This window comes from Gemmatimonadota bacterium (genome assembly GCA_016712265.1).
In the GTDB taxonomy this organism is placed as follows: domain Bacteria; phylum Gemmatimonadota; class Gemmatimonadetes; order Gemmatimonadales; family Gemmatimonadaceae; genus RBC101.
Genome location: JADJRJ010000028.1, coordinates 207,022 through 226,915 on the forward strand (window position 1 = coordinate 207,022; position 19,894 = coordinate 226,915).

Genomic DNA, 19,894 nt, shown 5'->3' on the forward strand with positions numbered 1-19,894 from the left:
CAGGAAGCCAACGACAGCAACACTAAGCCTCAGGCGCGCGAAAGTAGCGCCCGGGAGTGGTTCCCGTCGCGCGACGAAAGGCAACCACGAACGCACTGGTGCTGCCATACCCAACCGCGAGGCCCGTCGCGGTGACCGACATGCCATCGGCGAGGTGGGTTAACGCTCGCATGATGCGGGCCCGTTGGTGCCACGCACCCAGGGAGACGCCCGTCTGCTTCTGAAAGAGTCGCTCCAGCGTCCGCAGGCTGGCCCCGGCCTCCCTCGCCAGCGTGGGCCCAAGGACGAAACGCCCATCGCGCATCCATTCGGCCGCGCGTCGCGCGCGCGGGTCGGTGGGCATAGGCAAGAGCAGGGGTTGTACTCCCTCGATCGTGAACTCGTCGAGCAACACATCCATCAAGTGACGCTCGGCGGGAACACGTCGATCGAGCGTTCCGATCCGGTGGATCCGGCGGAGGATCTCCCGCAGCAACGGCGAGAGTGCGACCACCCTGGCCACGCGGGGGAGATGGCGCGCGTCCTGGACGTAGATCCGTTGCAGCGTCCCGCGTCCAGACATCACGACTTCGTGGGACGCCGCCGCCGGAATCCACAGCGCCTGATGTGGAGGAACGACGAAGTGCGCCTCCCCGATTCTCACCCGGATCATCCCTGGCGACGAACGAATCAGCTGCCCCCATTCACTGGCGCTCGCGCGCCACCGGTAGCCGGACGAGAAGCCGATAGCGACCGCACGAAGGTGTGGAGCCACGGGGCGTCGGGATTTCGACATTTCGTGGCAATCTGGCACGTAGCTGCCACCACCGGCAGGGCGTACGTTCGCGAGACCATCACCGCGTTGCGCCATGCCATCGACTCGCACCCCCGCTTCGCCCGTTCGTCATTTCGCTATCAATGCGGACGACCTGCCACGCGCCCAGCGCTTCTACTCGCATGTCTTTGCCTGGCGATTCAATGCGTGGGGCCCGCCGGGGTTCTACATGATCGAGACCGGTTCGGCGGATCAGCGTCCTCGATAGGACACTCCGCCACACGGCCCGCGTCGCCTCGCGGCGGCCCGACCACCAGCCGCGCGGCTCATCCCACGAGGTGACCGCGCGTGCCGCACGGGGCCACAGATTGCGGGAACTCATCACCCGCTGCCATGTCGTCCGGATTCCGCGTAGTGTCGCTCCTCGCCCTGGTTCTCCCCCTCGTTGTCGATGCCCAGGCACCGACGCCGACCCCATGCACCGCCCCGGCCTATCGGCAGCTCGACTTCTGGATCGGCGAGTGGCGGGTGATCGGCCCGCAAGGCAAGCATGTCGGGGACAACACGATCTCTCCGCAGCAGGGCGGTTGCTTCGTGCGGGAGCAGTGGCGGTCTAGCGGCGGTTCCAACGGCGAAAGCATGAACTTCTTCAACCCGTCCACGCGCTCCTGGCACCAGGTGTGGGTCGACAACTCGGGCGGCGTGCTGATGTTCACCGGGACACCGGAGACCAACGCGATGGTGTATCGCGGGCAGACGGGGAATGGTGACCGTGCCCAACGTCATGTCCTGTCGTTGCGCCTGCAGCCTGACGGCACCGTTCGGCAACTCTGGGAAACGTGGCCGCTGGCCGATTCCAGCGCGGCGGCGCGCGTCGTCTCGTTCGACGGCATCTACCACCGGGTCAAGTAGCCCGTCGGCCACGTCGCGCGCCGACGCTGGCGAGGGACGCGCCCACGCCACCGCACGGCGACACGCGTCAACCTCGGCCGCTCCCCTTGACGGTCTGGAGAAGCGCTGCAATGCTTCCTCCAGATCATCGAGAGAAGAGGCCATGGCCGACCGGAGTGAACTCCTGCAAGGGACACTGGATCTGCTGTTGTTGAAGGTCCTGTCGCTGGAACCCATGCATGGTTGGGGGATCACCCTGCGCATGGAGCAGATGTCGGGCAGTGTGCTCCTGCTCAACCAGGGATCGCTCTACCCCGCGCTGGAGCGGCTGCGCGACCGGGGCTGGATCCGCTCGGACTGGCAACTCACGGAAAACAACCGTCGCGCGCGCTACTACAGCCTCACCGCGGCAGGCCGCAAGCAGCTCGCCGCCGAACGCGCCGCGTGGAAACGCGCTTCGGCGGCCGTCAATGCCATCGTCGATTGGGCAGGGGCGCTCCCATGAAGCGACTCCTCCATCGCGTGCGCACCTGGTCGAGACTCCCGCAGGATGACGCGGAGCACGTCGCCGAGGTCGAGTTCCACCTGGAGCAGCTGGTGGCGCGGCACATGGCCGGTGGTGTGGCGGAGCCGGAGGCCCGACGTCGCGCACGGCTCGAATTCGGATCGCGCGACGACGTGCGTGAAGCCGCACGCTCGGCGCGGGGCGGGGCGATCCTTGACGATGCCTGGCGCGACGCCCGCCATGCGGTCCACCAACTGCGAAGCCAACCGGGGTTCACCCTGGCCGTGATGACGACCCTGGCCCTCGCGATTGGCGCGGCAACCGCGGTCTTCAGTGTGGCTGACCATGTCCTGCTCCGGGCTTCGCCCTACCGTGACGCAGCATCACTGGTCGTGGCCTGGGAGACGGATCGCACCAGCGGGACCACGCGTGAGCCAGCGGCCCTCCCCGATTGGCGCGACCTGCAGCAACAGGTTCGCACCCTTGCGTCACTGGAAGCTGCGGTCGGAGCCGTGGCGACGTGGACCGTGGCTACCGGGGAGCCGCTCCGCGTGAGTGCCATGCAAGTGTCGCCGGGTTGGCTGGGCCAGCTCGGCGTGGCGCCCCTGCGGGGACGCGACTTTACGGAGGTCGAGGGGACGCCAGGCGGGGGTGCGGTTGCCCTTATCAGCGAAAGCATGTGGCGTTCGCGCCTGAATGCGCGGGAGGATGTCCTCGGCGCCACCCTGCGCCTCAACGATGTGGCCACGCAGGTCATTGGCGTGGTGCCGGACGACGCCGACCATGGACTTGACCAGCTGCACGCCCGGGCGGCGTATCACGGGACCTATGAACCTGTGGGGCGCATCGATGTTTGGTTGCCACTCCAGGCGACCGAGGCCGAGCTCAGCCGGGATACGCACCCGCTGCTCCTGGTCGGCCGCCTCGCACCGGGAAACACGGCGGGAACGGCTCAGGCAGAGGTCGCCGGCGTGATGGCGGACCTCGAGGCGCGGTATCCACGCAGTAACCGCGGCCGCGGCGCCTTTGTGGAGCCGCTGCAGGAGGTCGTGCATGGCCCGAGCCGTCCCCTCCTCGTGACGCTCCTGGCAGCGGTTGCCCTGCTCGCGGCGGTGGCCACGGTGAACGTCGCCGGGTTGCTGCTGCTGCGCGGCGCGGCCCGGGCGCGCGAAGTCGCACTCCGGACCGCGTTAGGCGCCACGGCGACGCGGCTTTCCCGGCAGTTCGCCGTCGAATCGGCGGCGCTGGTGGGTCTTGGAGCGGCCGCCGGGCTCGTGGTCGCCTGGGCTGCCGTTCGGCTGGTGCGCGCGATCGGACCGGTAGACGTCCCACGGCTCCAGGAGGCCGCGCTGGACCTGCGCAGCATCGCGGTGGCGATCGCGCTGGCCGGGGTCATCGGCGTGATCTTCTCCTTGTTGCCCGCGCTCACCGCCGGGCGTGAGGACCCTGTGGCAGCGCTCAAGGGGGAGGCTGGCACGACGACGCTCAGCCCGCGGGGGCTCCGTCTCCGCAATCTCCTGGTCATGACACAACTCGCCTTGTGTGTGTCGCTCGCCATTGGAGCGACGCTCGTGCTTCGGAGTTTTCGAGCGGCCAGTCGCGTGGATCCCGGTTTTGACGCCGCGCAGGTCGTCAAGCTGCAGTATGAGTTGCCGGCCTCGCGATACCCACGGGACTTCGCCCGCTTCCCGGACTTCACCGAGATCACGCAGTTCACCGAGCGCACGCTTCAGGCCGCGCGGCAGCTCCCTGGGGTGGAGGCGGCCGCTCTCGCGGCGGCGCATCCTCTGGACGAGGGCTTCACCAACTCCTGGCGCGTGGTCGGGCGCGAGGCCGAGGGGGCCGACTGGCCGGAGATCTCGGTGCGGGTGACGAGTCCCGGCTACGACGCCACTATGGGGCTCCGCCTGCGCAGCGGCCGCGTCATCACCGACGCGGATGGGGGCACGGCGCCGTCGGTCGCGCTGATCAACGCGACGGCCGCCACTCGCTTCTTCAGTGGCACCGATCCGATCGGCCAGCAGCTGGCCTTCTGGGGGATCCCGCGGCGGATTGTTGGAGTCGTTACTGACGAGCGCATTCACGGCGTCGACCAGGCGGCGCCGCCGGCGGTGTATGTGCCCATGGCACAGGCGCCCGGGTCCAGCGGGGTGTTGCTGGTGCGCAGCGCACGTGAACCGGAGGCCTTGCTCGCGGAGTTGCGCCGGGTGATCGCCGGGGTGGATCCGCAGCTCGCTGTGTACGGCGCCGAGCCATTTGCGCGCACCGTCGCGGCGACGCTGGGCCAGCGACGCTTCGCCATGATGGTCATGGGGGCGTTCGCCGTGCTCACGGTGCTGCTGGCCCTGGTTGGCGTGCACGGGATGGTGGCGTACAGTGCGCGCCAGCGGACGCGCGAGCTGGGGATCCGACTGGCGTTAGGCGCTCGCCCGCCGGAGGTGGCGGCGCTGGTGCTCGGTGGAGCGCTGCGGTTGTCACTGGCCGGGGTCGCCCTGGGCACCGTCGGGGCCTTCGCCGGGGCGGGACTGCTGGCCCAGTTGCTCTTTGGCGTCTCGCGCCACGACCCGGCGACCTTCATAGGGATTCCACTGGGTGTGTTGTTGGTCGCCCTCCTCGCCGGCCTGGGACCGACACGGCGCGTCCTGCAAGCGGCCCCGGGGGCGGCACTCCGCGGTATCGGGTGACCCGCCGGGCTCCGTGCCCTCGCGTTCGGCGATTACCCTTGGGGGATGCACGGCATTCCGATCCTGCGGGACCTCGTCGTCCTCGTGATGATTGCGGTCCCGGTCGTCCTCCTGGCCAACCGGTTCCGGGTCCCCAGCCTGGTGGGCTTCCTGCTCACCGGGGTGGCGATCGGACCGTCGGCGCTGGCCCTGATCTCGGCGCCGGACTCGGTCAACGGCCTCGCCGAGGTAGGGTCGGTCCTGCTGCTTTTTGCCATTGGGCTGGAGCTGTCGCTGTCCCAGGTCGCCAAGCTGGGCGCCGTCGTGTTGCGCGGCGGGCTCGCCCAGATGGTGGGGACGATTGCGGTGTTTGCCAGTCTCTCGAAGCTCTTCGGCAGCCCCACCAACACGGCCATCCTGTATGGGGTGCTGGTGGCGCTGTCCTCCACGGCGATCATCCTCAAGGTCTACGCCGGCCGCGGCGAGCTGGATAGCGCGCACGGGCGCATCGCCGTCGCGATCCTGCTGTTTCAGGACCTGTGCGTCGTGCCCCTGATGTTGCTCCTCCCCATCCTCGCGGGCACCGGGCAGGGAGGTGGCGCGGCCTTGCGCGGGATCGGGATCACGATCGTCGTGACGGGCGGGATCATTGGGTTGGGTCGTTACCTGGTCCCGTGGATCCTCGAACGCATCGTGCACCTGCGCAACAACGAGATCTTCACGCTCACGGTCCTGGCGATCGGGTTGGGCGCGGCGTACGTGACGCAGGCTTTCGGCCTCTCGCTCGCGTTAGGTGCCTTTCTCGCCGGCCTGCTCATCGCCGAGTCCGAGTACGGCCTGCAGGCGCTCTCCGACGTCCTCCCGTTCCGGGATACGTTCAGCGGGATCTTCTTCACCTCGGTGGGGATGCTGATGGATGTGCGGTTCTTCGTCCAACACGCTCCCACCATTATCGGGTTCGCGGTGGCGATCCTGGTCCTGAAGACGGCGATCAACTACGGCGTCGTGCGGATGGTGCGGCGGTCGCAGCGCGTGGGGCTCGTCGCGGGGATCGGACTGGCCCAGGTCGGCGAATTCTCCTTCGTGCTCGCGGGCTCGGCGCTGGGGTATCAGCTGCTCACGACCAGCGAGTACCAGGTATTCCTTGGCGCCGCGATCCTGACGATGCTCGCGGCGCCGTTCCTGACGAATGCCGCCGCCGACATCGCCGACTGGGCGTTCCAGTTCCGGGCGATGCCCACCATGGAGTTCGCGACGCGTGAGGTCAGGGCGGCGAAGCCGCTGGACGCGCACGTGATCATCGTCGGCTACGGGCTCAACGGGCGGAACGTCGCCCGCGCGCTGCGGCGGGCACGCATCCAGTACGCGGTCATCGAGTCCAACGGGCAGGTGGTGCGCCAGGCGCGACTCGATCGCGAGATCGTCTTCTTTGGGGATGGGACGCGCGGTGAAGTGCTGGAACGGGTGGGCATCGCCCGAGCGAAGGTCGTGGTGTTCTGCCTCGCCGCGATCGGGGACGAGCGGCGTGCGGTCGCGGTCGCGCGCCACCTCAATCCGGACGTGCATATCGTCTGTCGGACACGCTACGTGGCCGAAATCGCCGAGCTGCAGCGACTGGGCGCCAACGAAGTCGTGCCCGAAGAATTCGAGACCTCGCTGGAGATCTTCGCGCGCGTGTTACGGACCTATGGCGTGCCTGACGAGACCATTCGCGACGCGGCCGCCAGCGCGCGCAAGGACCACTACGACATGTTGCGCGAACGAGGGGCGACGCACACTCCCGTCGACACCCTCGTGGGTCGCGCCCTCAAGTAACCGAGTCGTCGCGCGCAAGAGGCCCTACCCCGCCCGCCCCGGTGGCCTCGGGACCGCGTGAACGACCCGAGGCACAACGTCGTGGCGACCTACTCAGCCCGGATCGCCGTTGCGGGCGCCACGCGCGAGGCCCGGCGGGCCGGTAGGTAGCTCGACGCAAAGGCGACCACGCCAACGATGAGCAGCGCTCCCCCGAAGGCCAGGGCGTCCAGGGGCGAGACGCCATACAGGAGCGACGACATGCTGCGCGTGAGCACGATCGCAATCGCCAACCCGGCGGCGATCCCGGTGCCGCAGAGCACCGAACCCTGGCGAAGCACCTGTCCCACGATGGAGCCGGCGCTCGCGCCAAGGGCCTGCCGAATCCCGAACTCCCGCGCGCGTTGGGCCACGGTATACGACAATACGCCGTAAAGACCAACCACGGTTTGCAGTAGCCCGAGGAGGCCGATGGCCGTCGCGAGGGTCGCGCCCATGTTCACGAAGAACAGCGCGATGCCGTGGTCGAGGTGCGTGGCCATGGAGCGCGTGCCCGAGAGCAGGATGCTCGGGTTGATCTCGGTCACGACCCGACGCAGGTCCGGGACGGCGGCGAGGGGGTCGTCGGGCCTGGTCCGCACGAAGATGAACGTTTGCTGGCGATACGACTGCCGGATCGGGAAGTACGCAAAGGGACGCGGCGCTTCACCAAGGAGCAGGTACTGCGCATTCTCGATCAGCCCGACGACCTCGACCTCCGGCCCCTGTTCATCGAGGCGGAAACGCTTGCCGAGGGCCCCTTCGCCCGGCCACAGCGCCTCGGCCAGGGCCCGGTTCACGACGGCAACCCTGGGGGCGGCGTCATCATCGGTGGGGAGGAGGTCGCGACCTTCGCGCAACCGCAATCCCAGGGCGGGGATATACCCGGGTGAGACCGTGGCATAAAACGTCTGGAACATCCCCTGTGGCGCGGCGGTCGGCCGCGTGTCCAGGTAGAGGTTGCGTCCATAGTTGTTGCCGCCGAGGGGAATGTGCGAGCCGAGCCCGACCGCCTCGACGTTAGGCAGGGCGGCCAGCCGCTCCAGCAACTGGTCCTGCGTCCGCCGCGTCTGTACCGAGTCCAGCCGGTGCAGGGAGAGATCCATCTGCGACACAAGGAGTCGCTCGCGACGGAAGCCGATGTCCAGGTTGGCGGCGCCCCGGGCGCTGCGCATGAAGAGGCCGCCGGACACGAGCAGGACGAAGGACACCGCCACCTGGGCGATGACGAGTCCGTTGCGAAATCGCGCGCGCCCCTTGCTGCCAGCTCCCGATCGCCCGCTCTCCCGCAACACCTCGCTCACGGGCGCGCGTGACCCCATCACGGCCGGTGCGAGACCGGCGATGACACCGGCGGCCAGCGAGATCGCTGCGGCGTAGCCAAAGACGCGCCAGTCCATCTCGAGGCCAAAACTGATCGGGACATCGATCGCGAGGTCGAGGTTGTTGAACCATTGGATCGAGAACCGCGCGAGCAGGTAGGCGACCCCGAGGCTCAGGATCCCGATCACCACACTCTCCGTCAACAGGAGGCGGATCACGCGCCCCCGGGCGGCGCCTAACGCCGCCCGCACGGCGATCTCCGACCGTCGCGCCGCCGCGCGCGCCAGGAGCAGGTTGGTCACGTTGGCGCACGCCACGAGCACGGCGAGGCCGACCATGCCAAAGAACACCGCCGCGATCCATGGCACGATGCGCGAGACCGAGAGGTCCGGTCGTGCGCGTGTCTCCGGTGCGGCGACGACCTTGGAGTCGAGCATCTCCCGGGGATACCGCTGTTCGAGGTCCGCCGTGTATTGCCCCATCGCCGCTTCGAGCTGCGCCGGAGTCACGCCAGCCTTCGTTCGCGCGAGGATGCGGAAACTCCCCCAGGACATGTCGTCCATGTTGGCCGCGATCGCCGGATAGAAGCTCGCCATCGACTCCACCGGCATCATCAGCTGCGGCACGATGAGGGGCTGCGTGCCCGTGAAGGCGGCCGGGAGGACGCCGATCACGGTGAATGGGACGTCATTGAGGTAGAGCGTGGCACCGACGGCCGCGGGAGCGCGACCGAATTCCCTGGCCCAGTAGGAGTCCGTGATCACCACGACAGGGGCGCGTGTCGCCGCATCCGCCTCGGTAAAGCCGCGGCCGCGGGCGACCTGCACACCGAGGGCCGTGAGGTAGTTGCCGCTCCCCGCAAGGACGAAACCCTTCTGCGTGTTGCCGTCGCGGCGAAGGGCGACCTCCCATCCCAGCCAGCTTACGGCATCCTCAAACACCGGCAGCGCCTTTACCTCGCGGTACAACGGGTACGACACGCTCCCCGTGATCCCGTCCTTCTTGAACATGGTCGCAACGACCATCTGGCGATCGGCGTCGCGCACCGGCAGGGGCTTGAGCAGGAAGGCGTTGACGGCCGAGAAGATCGCCGTGTTGACGCCGATGCTGAGGCCGAGGGTGAGGACGGCCGCGATGGTGAAGAGTGGCTGCCGCATCAGGGAGCGGCGCACGAAGGTCAGGTCGCTGCCCCAGTCACGCCACATCTCAAGGCGCGCCGCGCGACGGGACTTCTCGCGCTCCATCCGGCGCATCTCTGCCTCCACCCGTGTCCGATCGCCGAAACGGCGCCGTGCCTCCTCCCGCGCCTCCGCGAGGGGAAGCCCACGGGCGGCCAGTTCCTGCGCGCGTGCCTCGAGGTGAAAGGCGATCTCGTCCTCGACGTCGGCGTCGGGGCGCGGCCCAAAGAACTGCAGGTATCGGCGGCTGCGGTCCTGTTGCATGGTGACCTCGCGTCAGGCTGGGGTTGGGGTCACGTCGAGCGCGCGAAAGACCGCGAGCGCAAAGCGGACGAACTCATCGACCTCGGTCTCCAGCTGGGCGCGTCCCTTGCGCGTGAGCTGGTAGAAACGTGCCCGCCGGTTGTTCTCCGAAAGGCCCCACTCGGAGGTGATCCAGCCACGCTTCTCGAGTCGATAGAGGGCGGGATACAGCGAGCCCTCCTCGATGCGCAGTTCGTCGCCCGTCGCTCGCTCGATCCAGCGCAGGACCCCATACCCATGGGTGGTCTCCACCTTGAGGGCCCGGAGGATCAGGAGGTCCAGGGTCCCGCGCAGCAGCTCGAGTGACTCGTTTCTCACAGGTGTCGTTGCTCCCCTAAGGTTTCTATGGGAAGATGAATCGGCTCCCTAGATACGCAAGGGGAAGCCCGGGAGTTTCGCAGCTCCCGGGCCTGGGCGACGGATGGGCCACGCGGCCCCCTGCTTCGGGCGTTAGCGCGGCTTGAGGCGCGTGAGCAGGTCCCGCAGGAACGCGCGTTGGGGATTCAGCGCCAGCCCGCGTTCAATCGAGAGGATGGCGGCGGCGGTATCCCCCATCGCCGCCTCGAGCTGCCCCAGCTGCTGATAGGTGAACCACGACGCCGGGTGGTACTCCAGGTTGAGCCGCATGAGTCGCGCGGCGTCGGTGCGGCGCGACTCATGCTCGGCAAGGCGATCGGCCAGCGTCGGGACGGGGAGTTCCGAGAAGTCATACGCGCCCGTGCCAAGATGCTCCCGCCGAAGCTCCCGATACCGCGCGATCGTCGAGTCGATGCCCGCTCTTTCGTAGGTCAGCCACAGTGCTTCTTCCAGCGGAATCGGTCGCACGATCCCGCGGTGGCACGTGGCGCAGGTGACGCGAGCCAGTCCCGCTACCGGCCGACCGATGGCCGGCAGGTGACGACCATTGATCGTGTCGACCATCTGCCACATCACCCGCGCGACGCGCTTGGGCTCCAATCCATCGAGCGCGAATTCGTCCGCGGCCGGCCGCCCACCGTTTGCCGCCACGTGGCAGTGGGTGCAACGTACGCCGAGGGCGCGGGTGAACCCTCCCATGATCGACAGCAGGCTGTCGGGAGTGATGTCGCGCGGGAGCACGCGGAGATTCGTGAAGCGCGAGGGGAGTTGCGCCTCACCAGCGCCAAGTGGCGCGAGTGCGAGGCCAGGCGCAAAGAGCCATACCCAGGCATTCATCGGGATTCTCGAACGGAGCATCGACCAACCTGCATGGTGCTCCCTCTCGCGATACGCCGGATTGGGATGAGTGGAGCGGGGCCGGGGTAGGTCGCGGCCACGGGCCAGACTCGGCGCCTGATATGAACGCGCCAAGGCCTCGGAGTGTCTGTGCAGTGGCGTGGTCCTCCGCAGAGGCGTAGACTCCCGCCGCCTCGGCTGACCCAGCCGAGTTTCCCCTACCAACTCAGGCCAGCAATGACGAACTCCTCGGCCGCGATCAACGCGACCACCCTCGGCTGCTCGATTACCTGCAAGGACCTCGACGCCTCGATCCGCTTCTACCGCGACGCCATCGGATTTGGCGTGGCACAGACCTATGAACACGAGGGCAAGGTCGTGGCGGCCGTCGTCGGGGCTGGCAATATCAGCATCGTCCTCAACCAGGACGACGGCAAGCTGGGGTGGGACCGGATCAAGGGGCAGGGCTTCTACCTACAGATCAACGTCGCTGGTCCCGCCGATGTCGACGCGGCGGCCGCGCGCATCAAAGCCGCAGGTGGAGCGCTGTTGGGTGAGCCCGCGGACCGTCCGTGGGGTGCCCGGATGTTCCAGTTCAATGACCTGGACGGCTTCAAGCTTGGGGTGTCGACTCCGCTCCAGGGATAGTGGACCGAGGCCGCGGATGCGCCTGATCGGTCCGCGGTGCACCACGCCACCCGCAGCGCCAGCCGGTGCTGCGGGTCGACACGGCGGCATCGCTCCTCGCAAGCCATGGATCGCCGGGCTCGCCTGCCCCCCCCGCTGGGGTCGCTAGCTTGAGCCGCTGTGAACGCACCCGTTCTCGCCCGTAGTCCCCGCGCCTTGTCGCCTGGCATCCGTGCCATGGCGCTGGGCGCGTTCTGGTTTTCCATCATGGGGTTGCTCGTGCGCCTTGCCGGCGCGCGACTGCCGACGCTGCAGGTCATTGTCCTGCGGTGCGCGATCACCCTGGTGTTGAGCTACGCAGCCTGCCGACAGGCCGGGGTCCGCGATGTGCTGGGCACCAATCGCCGACTGCTCCTCCTGCGCGGCACGCTGGGCGCGCTTGGGCTGCTCGGCTTCTTTCACTCGTTGGTGCGGAACCCGCTGGCCGAGGCGAACCTGCTGCAGTATACGAACCCCATCTTCGCCATCCTCATTGCCGGGGTCTGGCTCAAGGAACGTGTGGGACGTGCGGAACTGGTGAGCCTCGCCGTGTGCATCGTCGGCGTGGTGTGCATCACGCGGCCGGCATTCCTGTTCGGGATCCACGAACACGCGCTGCTCCCGATGAACGTGCTGATCGGGGTGACCGGGGCATTGTTCAGCGGGTCGGCGTACGCGGTGGTACGTCGGATCGGGCATTCGGAGCATCCCACGGTGGTGGTGTTCTACCTGCCGCTGATGGGGCTGGCGCTCTCGCTCCCGCTGTCGCTTGGGGAGTGGATGGCCCCAACGGGTCGGGAGTGGGTCCTGCTGCTCGGCACGGGGATCACTACCCAGGTCGCGCAGACCTACATGACCCGTGGGTTGCGGTTGGAAACCGCGGCGCGGGCCACGACCACGGGATACCTCCAGATCGTCTTCGCGACCGCGTGGGGCGCCCTGGTGCTTGGCGAGTGGCCGTCGGGCTGGACCCTGCTGGGGGCCGGGTTGATCGTCGGGAGTGCGCTGTGGTTGGCGTTAGGCAGACAGCGTGGGGGCGTTGGGGACGAATAGCGACGTCGGGAATGGGGGCCAATGTGCTGGCCCCCATCCCGCCCTCTTAATGCCTAACGAGCTGAATGTGCACTGGAAGTGGCATGGCCTGCGCGTCGCCGAGTCCCGGTATGCTGACGTTCGGGGCGTCACGCAGCAGCTTGAGGTCTCGCGCTGCCGCCGCGAGCGCGCGCCGGCTCGGCCGTGTGTACCGGATGCGGCCGGGCTCGATGCGGGCGCGCTCCTCGCGCGACAGGAGGTCTCCCCGAGTGCGTCGGGCCTGAATGACCGCAGCCATCGCGAGAGCGAGGTCCTCGGCGGCGGCATTGCGCCGTACGAGGACTACGTTGGTTGGAGCCGTGGGTCTCCGAATCACGATTGCCCTCGCGCCGGACATGGTCTCGTCCGAGGCAATGGCGACCACAACGACATCCGACGTTGCAGCATATCCCCGGGTACGGTCGTCCCGCGGTTGCGCTTCTGCGATGTTCACGAGGCAGAGCGTCAGAGAAAGCATGAAGGTGCGCATGAGTAATTGAAGGAAGGGGTTAGGTGGCGAGGCATGGCGTCGGCGCGGAGCACACCCAGGCGCTATCGACCTCTTCATTGCCGAGGTACCAGGTCCACTCAAGGCAGAGCTGGCACTGGTCATCGTACGGATTCTCGCCGCCGCCTCCCGGTGGTGGGGGCGGTGGGCACTCAGGTTGGTCGGCGCGTCCGTCCCGACCGGCCTGGGCAGACCAGAGGGTAATCAGGCCGGAGCCGCCGCTCTGCAGTGCGCGAATCTCGCTTCGGCCAGAGGCTTGCGCCTGCGCAGCGAGGCCGCACGCCTGATAGACCGGGATCACAATCGCATCCTGCAGCCATCCCGGCGTCGGAAAGAATCCGGAGACCTCCTGGGGGACGGTCGAGCGACTGACAACGGTTTCGTAGCCCCGAAGCACATCAAGGGTGAGGGACAACTTCACGAAGTTGGCGAAGTACGCAAGCGTTGCCTCCGCTCGCGCCTCGTGATCATCTATCGTGACGTGGAGAGTAGGGACGATGAACCCCTGGTCCTTCACGTGCGCGAGTTCCGAGTCCAGTGGATACTGGGTGAGGTTCGGCTCGCTGGGTCGCCCGACGGCATCCGGGCTAGTTGTGTCTGAACAGGCAATGATGGCGATGGCCGCGAGGGCCACGCCTGGGTGCCAATGGCGATACATGGTTACTGTCCTCGGAGAAGGCGAGATGGAATTGCCGAGGGACAGCGCGCATCGGCGGAGTTGATGGGATCCGGCGTATGCCGGAAATCAGCACGCGAGGCGCAGGTGCGTCAGGTAGGCGGTGGCGAGGTCTTCGTCTGGACCGGATCCGAGCTTGGTGGAGATCAGGTAATACTCCGACGGCCGGAGGGGGATCAGTGTGGGGACAACGATAGCTGGCTCGATGGCAAGGGGGGGAAGCGCAACCATTTGGTGAGGTCGGACGAGGATGCTCTGCAGCTGATCGTTCCCGAGCCACGCGATGATCGCGGCATCACTGCCATGGGGGACAACGGTGAGGCCTCCGGCGCTGCCCAGCTTGCGAGGTGGCTCAAGGACGACGGTGTCGCCTGAGGTTTGCGCATAGCGGGCCCACATGGTCTGGTCGAAGAGCTGCCATGACAGAAGCCAACGGCCATCCGACAGCGGCTGTATGTCGGAATGCGACACGGCACCGGATTTCAGGGAAGCGAGTCGCCAATCGCGGACCGACGGGACGCGCCGGATGTACACCTCGCTCTCCTTGTATCCAACCACCGAGTCAACGCGCACCAGAACGGCGACCGAATCGCCAGCGCGGCTGGCGATTCGTGCATGACGCACCGTGGGCCCGAGCCGTACGGTGTCAGCGGTCCAGCGCGCGTCACGGCGCGCGAGGCGAACGATTCCTGCCCATGGACCTGGCTGCATCCGTGGCTGGAAGATCGAGTAGTCAAACACCGTGGTGCTGCCCTCGCGACGCAAGCGGCTCCCGGTGTGAGGCGCGAGGGAGGCCTCGCGCACCTCGTGGATTCGCTCAACGTTCCGCCACTGGCCCCTGACCCACTGGCCGTACCACAGCTGCCCCCGTCGGACGACCTCTGCGAGGAAATCGCGATCATCGTCGGATCTCTCAACCCAGATCGCCTCAATCCCGCCTGGCATCGCAAGTATCCGGGGGAAGACCGGGCGACGCCCTTGATGCGGGGCGGGGATCAGGGATACCTGGCCTGTGTCGTTTGAGAGAACTCCGAAGAGGGAATCCTGTACGATCGTGTCGCGGACAGGCCAGGGAAGCACCGGGTGGCCAGCGATGACTATACCCTCGGATGTTCGAGCGACATCCATTCCCGCGACGAACACGGCGCGACCCGAGGCGGCCTTGAGGGGGAAGCTTGATCGCTTCTCCCAGGCACAGGATGATGCCTGCGACTGCGCAGGAGTGCTCATCACCAACTGCATGGTGAGAACACAAGCGAAGCTGAAGCAAGAGGGCAAAGTCATCGGGCGACGAGAGACGAGGTCGACCGAAGCTTAACCGGTCGCGTCAGCTCGCCGTCACGTCGTCGCTTCGACCCGAGCGCTAGGCCGCGTCGATTGCCTCCACCGCCCCGGACGCGCTCTCGATCAACAGCGCCGGCGGAAGCTCCCGGGTCAGCTCGATCCCCATCATGCTGCGCGTCGGGTCGCCCTGGTATGGACTGTCAAAACGCACAATCCGCCCCGAACTCTCGAAGGTGCCCCCGGACCATCGCAGCCGCACCACGATCTCCTCGCCCTGCACGGCGTCCAGCTGCAGCGGGACATGCATCAGCAGTCCGTAGCGACTCAGGTTCACGGTCTTGGACAAGCGTACCAGCTTGGGATAGTCGTCGCTGTCCTGGATCGTGACGTCCAGGACGCGATTGACTCGATGTGAACGCACAGGATCAGGCATGACGCACGACTCCCCGAGAGAGGATTCCCCCGGGGAGTATCGGCCGGCCGGTCCGACGATTTAATGCCTCGTCCGCCTAGCGCCGGCGCAGTTCCATGCTCCCGTTGCCGGTGGACATCCGGAGCCGCCGGCCGCCGTCACCGATCGTCCCGCGCAGCCGCGACCGGGTCAGTCGCCCGGAGACCTTGATGGGGAAGTCCGTCGTGATGCGTCCGCTACCGGTTGTCGCGTCGACCTCGGCCGAGAAGTCCGAGGGCAACGTCACCTCGATGCGCCCATTGCCGGACGAGAACTCCATGTCGCCATCTCCGGAGATCCGGTCCATGGTCACCAGGATGTCGCCGTTGCCGGACGAGGCATTCACCGGGCCCGAGATCGTTCCGATGGACACGTCCCCATTTCCGGTCGATGCCTTCACCTCGCCGGTGACGTCCTCAACGGTCACGCGACCATTCCCGCTGGATGCCGTGACCCGGCCACGTACCCCCGACACGCGCACGCGGCCGTTGCCGCTGGCGACACGCGCTTCGGTGGCCGCCGACGCCACGGAGACATCGCCATTCCCAGACCCGATCCGCAGTCGCATGCCGCGCGGGACCGTGACCGTGATGTTGGCCCGGGCGCGGTTACCCACGTTGCGCCAGCGACGCCCCTCGCTGCGCACGCCGTCATCGGAGCATTCGTCGTCCGAGTCGTAGATGGCGCAGATGGTGAGTCCGCTGCCCCGGCGCACGACAAACCCGATATCGTCAACGTCCCCGCGTTCCTTCTCCGCGCGGAACTCGACGGTACTGCCGCTCCCCTCGGTCACGGTGATGGTGCCCTGCCGGGCGAAGATCCGGACGTCGTCGCCCGAGCCGACGCGTTCGGTCAGGGTGAACACCCGTTCGCGCCGCCCGAGGACTTCCTGGGCGGGGAGGGTGGTGGCGGACAGGAGTAGGAGTGCGGTCAGTCGCATTGGGATGCTCATCGGAGCGGGTTCACTGGGGTAGACAGCCCCGGCGCGTCGGTGGTTTGAACGCGCCTGAGGCGTCGCGCGCACCGGGTGGCTCCCGTGCGCGCGACGCCTCGTGGGGGAGGGTCAGCGCGCGGCCAACCGGAGCCCGCGCGCTGCGCCTCCGCTTACCGCACCGCGTCTGCCTGCACCGAAATCTTCCGCGGCCGCGCGCTTTCGGCCTTTGGCACGGTGATCGTCAGGACGCCATGCCGGAACTCGGCGCTGATCTTCTCGCTATCCACGTGTTGTGGGAAGCGGAGCGTGCGTTCGAAGGCGCCCATGGCACGCTCCCGGATCCCCGCGCGCGACTTCTCGCCATCCACGCGCTGGCGGGTACCGCGCACGGTCAGGGCATTGCGGTCAAAGACGACGTCGACGGACTCCGGGGCCACGCCCGGGAGGTCAATGTCCACGACCCAGCCGTGCTCCGTCTCGCTGGCATCGAGCGAGGGGGCCCAGGTGGGATCGCCGTTTGTGGAGCCGACCGCATCATCCATGGCGCGCGAGAGGGTGACCATCCGGTCGAAGACGTTGCTGAGGGGCGAGATCGTACGCATTGAGGTGTACTCCTGCACGGGAGAGGTTGAGTGACGGCGGCATCGACCGCCTGATGGTCCCGGGAAGAGGCAGGGCACGTACCGTCCCTGATCGGCCGCGGCGGCGCGCTTTGGCACCCCGGGCCGGCACGGGCGGCAGGGCGTCCGTCGGAATGGCAGGGAGGGTGGGGGGGCGACGGGATTCCGCGCGGCCCGCCGAGCATCCAGTTTGTGGCCATGCGTGCTCGACTGATGGTATTGGCGACCGCCGCGGCCATTCCGGTCGCGGCCCAGGTGGACACGGCGGGGACCCGTCGGCTCGCGCCGGTCAGGGTGACCGTCACCCGGGACGCTCCCCGCTCGAGTCTGGAGCTGCCCTACTCCCTGGCGCGCCTGTCCATGGATTCCGCCCGGACCGGGGCGCGGCGGGGATCGCTGACCGACCTCCTGATTGCGGTGCCCGGCCTGGTCTCCTCGAATCGGCACAACCCTACCCAGGACCCTAGGGTCAGCGTGCGGGGATTTGGGTCGCGGTCCGCGTTCGGCATCCGCGGCCTCCGGGTGATCCGGGACGGGATTCCCCTGACCCTGGCCGATGGGCAGGCGGCGATCGACTTCGTCGACCTGGAGAGTGTTGGGAGCGCCGAGGTGTTGCGGGGGGCCGCGGGGGCCCTGTACGGCAACGCGTCGGGTGGGGTGCTCGAGTTGCGCAGTGAGCCCCTCCCAGCCGACGGCCTCACCTGGCGTGGGCGAACGACATGGAACGAAGACGCGCAGCGTTTCTCCGGTCGTGCGGCCGGTGGGAGTGGCCCGTGGGGCTGGCAGGGGACCCTCACACGAAATACCGCGGATGGCCCGCGCGACTATGCACGCTTTCGATCCACCGGGGCACTGGCCGACCTGACGCGGCGCCTCGGCGCGTCGACGCTCCGCACCCAGCTCACCTGGTATGATGCGCCACTGGGTGAGAACCCGGGCGCGGTCACGGCGGCCGAGCTGACTGCGACACCCATGGTGGCGGATCCGCTGAGTGTCTCGCGCAAGGCATCGAAGACCGTGTCGCAGACCCTGCTGTCCCTGATTGGCGAGCACCCGTGGAATGAGGGTCGCGGCCAGGCCACGGCAAGTGTCTTTGCCGGGCTGCGCGAACTCTACAACCCGCAAGCCTTTGCGATCGTGGGATTCGACCGGCGGGTGGTCGGCGCTAACATGCGTGTGCAACAGGGGGGCGTATTTCGTCGGCATCAGTGGCGTCTCGCGGTCGGCGCGGACCTGCAGTCGCAGCGTGATGACCGCCGCAACTTTGCGAACTGCGCGGGAGTGACCCCGCGCCCGGCGGCGACCTGTCCCGGGACTGCCGACCAGGGGACCGAGACCATCCACCAGCTGGAGCGGGTCACGGCCGGCGGGGTCTTTGTCCGGGGCGAAGTGACGCGATCGGTCTTGTCGGTGACGGGCACGCTGCGCGCCGACAACACCAACTTCACGGTGCGCGACCGGCGATCGACGACCGGGACGATCCTCTCGCGCACGATGGGCGCGGTGACGCCAATGGTCGGGGTGACCCTTCGGCCACGCGCGGGAATGTCGGCGTACGCCAACATGGCGAGCTCGTTCGAGACACCGACCACCACGGAGATGGCGAACCAGCCGAATGGACAGGGGGGGATCAACCGCGAATTGCAGCCCCAGCGTGGTCGCACCCTGGAGGGCGGGATCAAGGGATTGCTTGGTGGCCGCGTGTTGTACGACGTGGCGCTGTTCCGCATCCGGACCAGCGATGAGTTGATTCCATTCGAGATCCCCAACTCTGGTGGGCGGCGGTACTTCCGCAATGCCGGGGAAACCTCACGCACTGGCGCCGAGTTGGGGGTGACCGCTTCGTTCGGTGCCGTGGACGTTGGGGCCGCGGTGGCGCGGCTGAACTATCGCTACGAGGAATTCCGCGTCGGGACCACGGTGCTTGATGGCAAGCGGGTGCCCGGTGTGTCGCCGACGACGGCGTCGTTGTATGCGACCGGGCGCAAGCCGTGGGGTTTTGCGACGCTCGAAGTGCAGCAGGGATCGCGCGCCGCTTCCGATGACGCCAATGCGACGTGGGCACCGGGGTGGGTCGTGTGGAACACGCGCGTCGGCCTTACTGGTGCCGGCATGCGGGGTTTCGAGCCGGTGATCGGGGTTGAGAACCTCCTGGATCGAACCTACGTGGCAAATGTGGTGACCAACGCAACGCGCGGTCGATTCTTTGAGCCCGGAAGCGGCCGCCGTGTGTACCTGGGGCTGGGGCTGAAATCCCGTTGAGTCAGATGAGACGAATTCGCGCGGCAGGGTTGGTGGTGTTCCTGGTTGGGTGCACGGCGGGGGACGGGCGTCCCGAGCGTGATCCGGCGATCACCGCGCTGCAGATCGAGCTGCTCGAGCGTGTCTCGAAAGACCAGGCGATCCGCGACAGCGCCGTTCGCCCCGGTGTTGGCCTCGACTCTGCGCTGGCCGCGGAGATGGGGAGGATCGACCGGGACAACGCGGCGTGGCTCAAGGGGGCGATCGCCAGGCACGGATGGCCGTCGCGTGACAAGGTCGGGGAGCGGGCGAGTGAGGCCGCGTTCCTGATCGTGCAGCACGCGACGCACGACCCGGCGTTTCAGTCATCGATGCTCGACACCCTTACGGAGGCGTGGGCGCGGAAGGAGATCGATGGGGAGTCCTACGCCCTGCTCTTTGATCGGGTGCAGACCGAAGCGGGTCGCAAGCAGCGCTACGGCACCCAGGCTTCATTCGTGAAGGGCAGCATCGTGATCGATCCGATGGAGGACTCCGCCAAGGTCGATTCGTTGCGACAGACCGTGGGACTCGGCACGCTCACCGACTACCGCCGTGTGCTGGACTCCGTGTACCGCGCGACGGCGACGAAGAAGTAGTCCCCCCCAAAGACGAAGCACGGGAAGCTTCGGGCCGAGCCGCACAATTCCCGTGCGGCTCGTGCTGCCCGTGCTGCCCGTGCTTCGCTCTGGCCGCCTGCCGCGGAACGGCCAGCCGGCGCCGGCTCGCGACGATGCCGACTGCCGACTGCCGTCTCGTT

At 67.7% G+C, this 19,894-nt stretch carries 19 protein-coding genes; 9 read left to right on the forward strand and 10 right to left on the reverse strand.

Annotated elements, in window-relative coordinates; all coding sequences use genetic code 11:
* Positions 1-22: 22 nt before the first annotated feature.
* Positions 23-754: a helix-turn-helix transcriptional regulator gene (locus tag IPK85_07825; protein ID MBK8247286.1), complete on the reverse strand. Its 732-nt coding sequence runs from the start codon at positions 752-754 to the stop codon at positions 23-25.
* Positions 755-848: 94 nt separating this feature from the next.
* Here IPK85_07825 and IPK85_07830 point away from each other — a divergent pair, with 94 nt between their 5' ends.
* From IPK85_07830 to IPK85_07850, 5 genes are all read left to right on the forward strand, one after another.
* Positions 849-1,022 carry a hypothetical protein gene (locus tag IPK85_07830; protein ID MBK8247287.1) on the forward strand — a complete coding sequence of 58 codons (174 nt, stop codon included), beginning with the start codon at positions 849-851 and terminating at the stop codon, positions 1,020-1,022.
* Positions 1,023-1,147: 125 nt separating this feature from the next.
* On the forward strand, positions 1,148-1,666 hold the full coding sequence (locus IPK85_07835) for a hypothetical protein (GenBank protein MBK8247288.1): 519 nt from the start codon (positions 1,148-1,150) through the stop codon (positions 1,664-1,666).
* A gap of 142 nt (positions 1,667-1,808) precedes the next feature.
* Complete coding sequence (locus IPK85_07840) at positions 1,809-2,150, forward strand: PadR family transcriptional regulator (protein MBK8247289.1); 342 nt, start codon at positions 1,809-1,811, stop codon at positions 2,148-2,150.
* The gene (locus IPK85_07845; protein ID MBK8247290.1) at positions 2,147-4,834 is read left to right on the forward strand and encodes an ABC transporter permease; all 2,688 of its coding nucleotides are present in this window, start codon (positions 2,147-2,149) and stop codon (positions 4,832-4,834) included. Before IPK85_07840 ends, IPK85_07845 begins: the two co-directional genes overlap by 4 nt.
* Positions 4,835-4,879: 45 nt before the next feature.
* The gene (locus IPK85_07850; protein ID MBK8247291.1) at positions 4,880-6,628 is read left to right on the forward strand and encodes a cation:proton antiporter; all 1,749 of its coding nucleotides are present in this window, start codon (positions 4,880-4,882) and stop codon (positions 6,626-6,628) included.
* A gap of 89 nt (positions 6,629-6,717) precedes the next feature.
* Here IPK85_07850 and IPK85_07855 read toward each other — a convergent pair whose 3' ends face one another.
* The 3 genes from IPK85_07855 to IPK85_07865 all read right to left on the reverse strand — a co-directional run bounded on the left by IPK85_07855 (position 6,718) and on the right by IPK85_07865 (position 10,644).
* Positions 6,718-9,411 carry an ABC transporter permease gene (locus IPK85_07855; GenBank protein MBK8247292.1) on the reverse strand — a complete coding sequence of 898 codons (2,694 nt, stop codon included), beginning with the start codon at positions 9,409-9,411 and terminating at the stop codon, positions 6,718-6,720.
* A gap of 12 nt (positions 9,412-9,423) precedes the next feature.
* Positions 9,424-9,768 carry a PadR family transcriptional regulator gene (locus tag IPK85_07860; GenBank protein ID MBK8247293.1) on the reverse strand — a complete coding sequence of 115 codons (345 nt, stop codon included), beginning with the start codon at positions 9,766-9,768 and terminating at the stop codon, positions 9,424-9,426.
* A 132-nt stretch (positions 9,769-9,900) separates the two neighbouring features.
* Positions 9,901-10,644 (reverse strand): c-type cytochrome, encoded by a 744-nt coding sequence (locus IPK85_07865; GenBank protein MBK8247294.1) that lies wholly within the window; start codon positions 10,642-10,644, stop codon positions 9,901-9,903.
* 237 nt (positions 10,645-10,881) lie between these two features.
* On the opposite strand from IPK85_07865, the gene IPK85_07870 reads away from it, so the two are divergent.
* Positions 10,882-11,292 (forward strand): VOC family protein, encoded by a 411-nt coding sequence (locus tag IPK85_07870; GenBank protein ID MBK8247295.1) that lies wholly within the window; start codon positions 10,882-10,884, stop codon positions 11,290-11,292.
* A 195-nt stretch (positions 11,293-11,487) separates the two neighbouring features.
* Entirely contained in the window at positions 11,488-12,363 is an 876-nt protein-coding gene (locus IPK85_07875) for a DMT family transporter (protein MBK8247296.1), read from the forward strand.
* A gap of 46 nt (positions 12,364-12,409) precedes the next feature.
* On the opposite strand, the gene IPK85_07880 is transcribed toward IPK85_07875, so the two are convergent.
* From IPK85_07880 to IPK85_07905, 6 genes are all read right to left on the reverse strand, one after another.
* Entirely contained in the window at positions 12,410-12,871 is a 462-nt protein-coding gene (locus tag IPK85_07880) for a hypothetical protein (GenBank protein ID MBK8247297.1), read from the reverse strand.
* 19 nt (positions 12,872-12,890) lie between these two features.
* A complete protein-coding gene (locus tag IPK85_07885; protein ID MBK8247298.1) occupies positions 12,891-13,547 on the reverse strand; it encodes a hypothetical protein in 657 nt (218 codons plus the stop codon).
* A gap of 87 nt (positions 13,548-13,634) precedes the next feature.
* Positions 13,635-14,510, reverse strand: a complete 876-nt coding sequence (locus IPK85_07890) for a hypothetical protein (protein MBK8247299.1) — start codon at positions 14,508-14,510, stop codon at positions 13,635-13,637.
* A gap of 418 nt (positions 14,511-14,928) precedes the next feature.
* Positions 14,929-15,282, reverse strand: coding sequence for a hypothetical protein (locus IPK85_07895; GenBank protein MBK8247300.1), 354 nt, complete (start codon positions 15,280-15,282; stop codon positions 14,929-14,931).
* A gap of 76 nt (positions 15,283-15,358) precedes the next feature.
* Positions 15,359-16,252, reverse strand: coding sequence for a DUF4097 family beta strand repeat protein (locus IPK85_07900; GenBank protein MBK8247301.1), 894 nt, complete (start codon positions 16,250-16,252; stop codon positions 15,359-15,361).
* 152 nt (positions 16,253-16,404) lie between these two features.
* Positions 16,405-16,836 carry an Hsp20/alpha crystallin family protein gene (locus IPK85_07905; GenBank protein ID MBK8247302.1) on the reverse strand — a complete coding sequence of 144 codons (432 nt, stop codon included), beginning with the start codon at positions 16,834-16,836 and terminating at the stop codon, positions 16,405-16,407.
* 216 nt (positions 16,837-17,052) lie between these two features.
* Between IPK85_07905 and IPK85_07910 the strand changes: the two genes are divergently transcribed.
* Together IPK85_07910 and IPK85_07915 are read left to right on the forward strand one after the other, a co-directional pair.
* Positions 17,053-19,116 carry a TonB-dependent receptor gene (locus IPK85_07910; protein MBK8247303.1) on the forward strand — a complete coding sequence of 688 codons (2,064 nt, stop codon included), beginning with the start codon at positions 17,053-17,055 and terminating at the stop codon, positions 19,114-19,116.
* Between the two features lie 5 nt (positions 19,117-19,121).
* Positions 19,122-19,733 carry a hypothetical protein gene (locus tag IPK85_07915; GenBank protein MBK8247304.1) on the forward strand — a complete coding sequence of 204 codons (612 nt, stop codon included), beginning with the start codon at positions 19,122-19,124 and terminating at the stop codon, positions 19,731-19,733.
* The last annotated feature ends 161 nt before the right edge of the window (positions 19,734-19,894 follow it).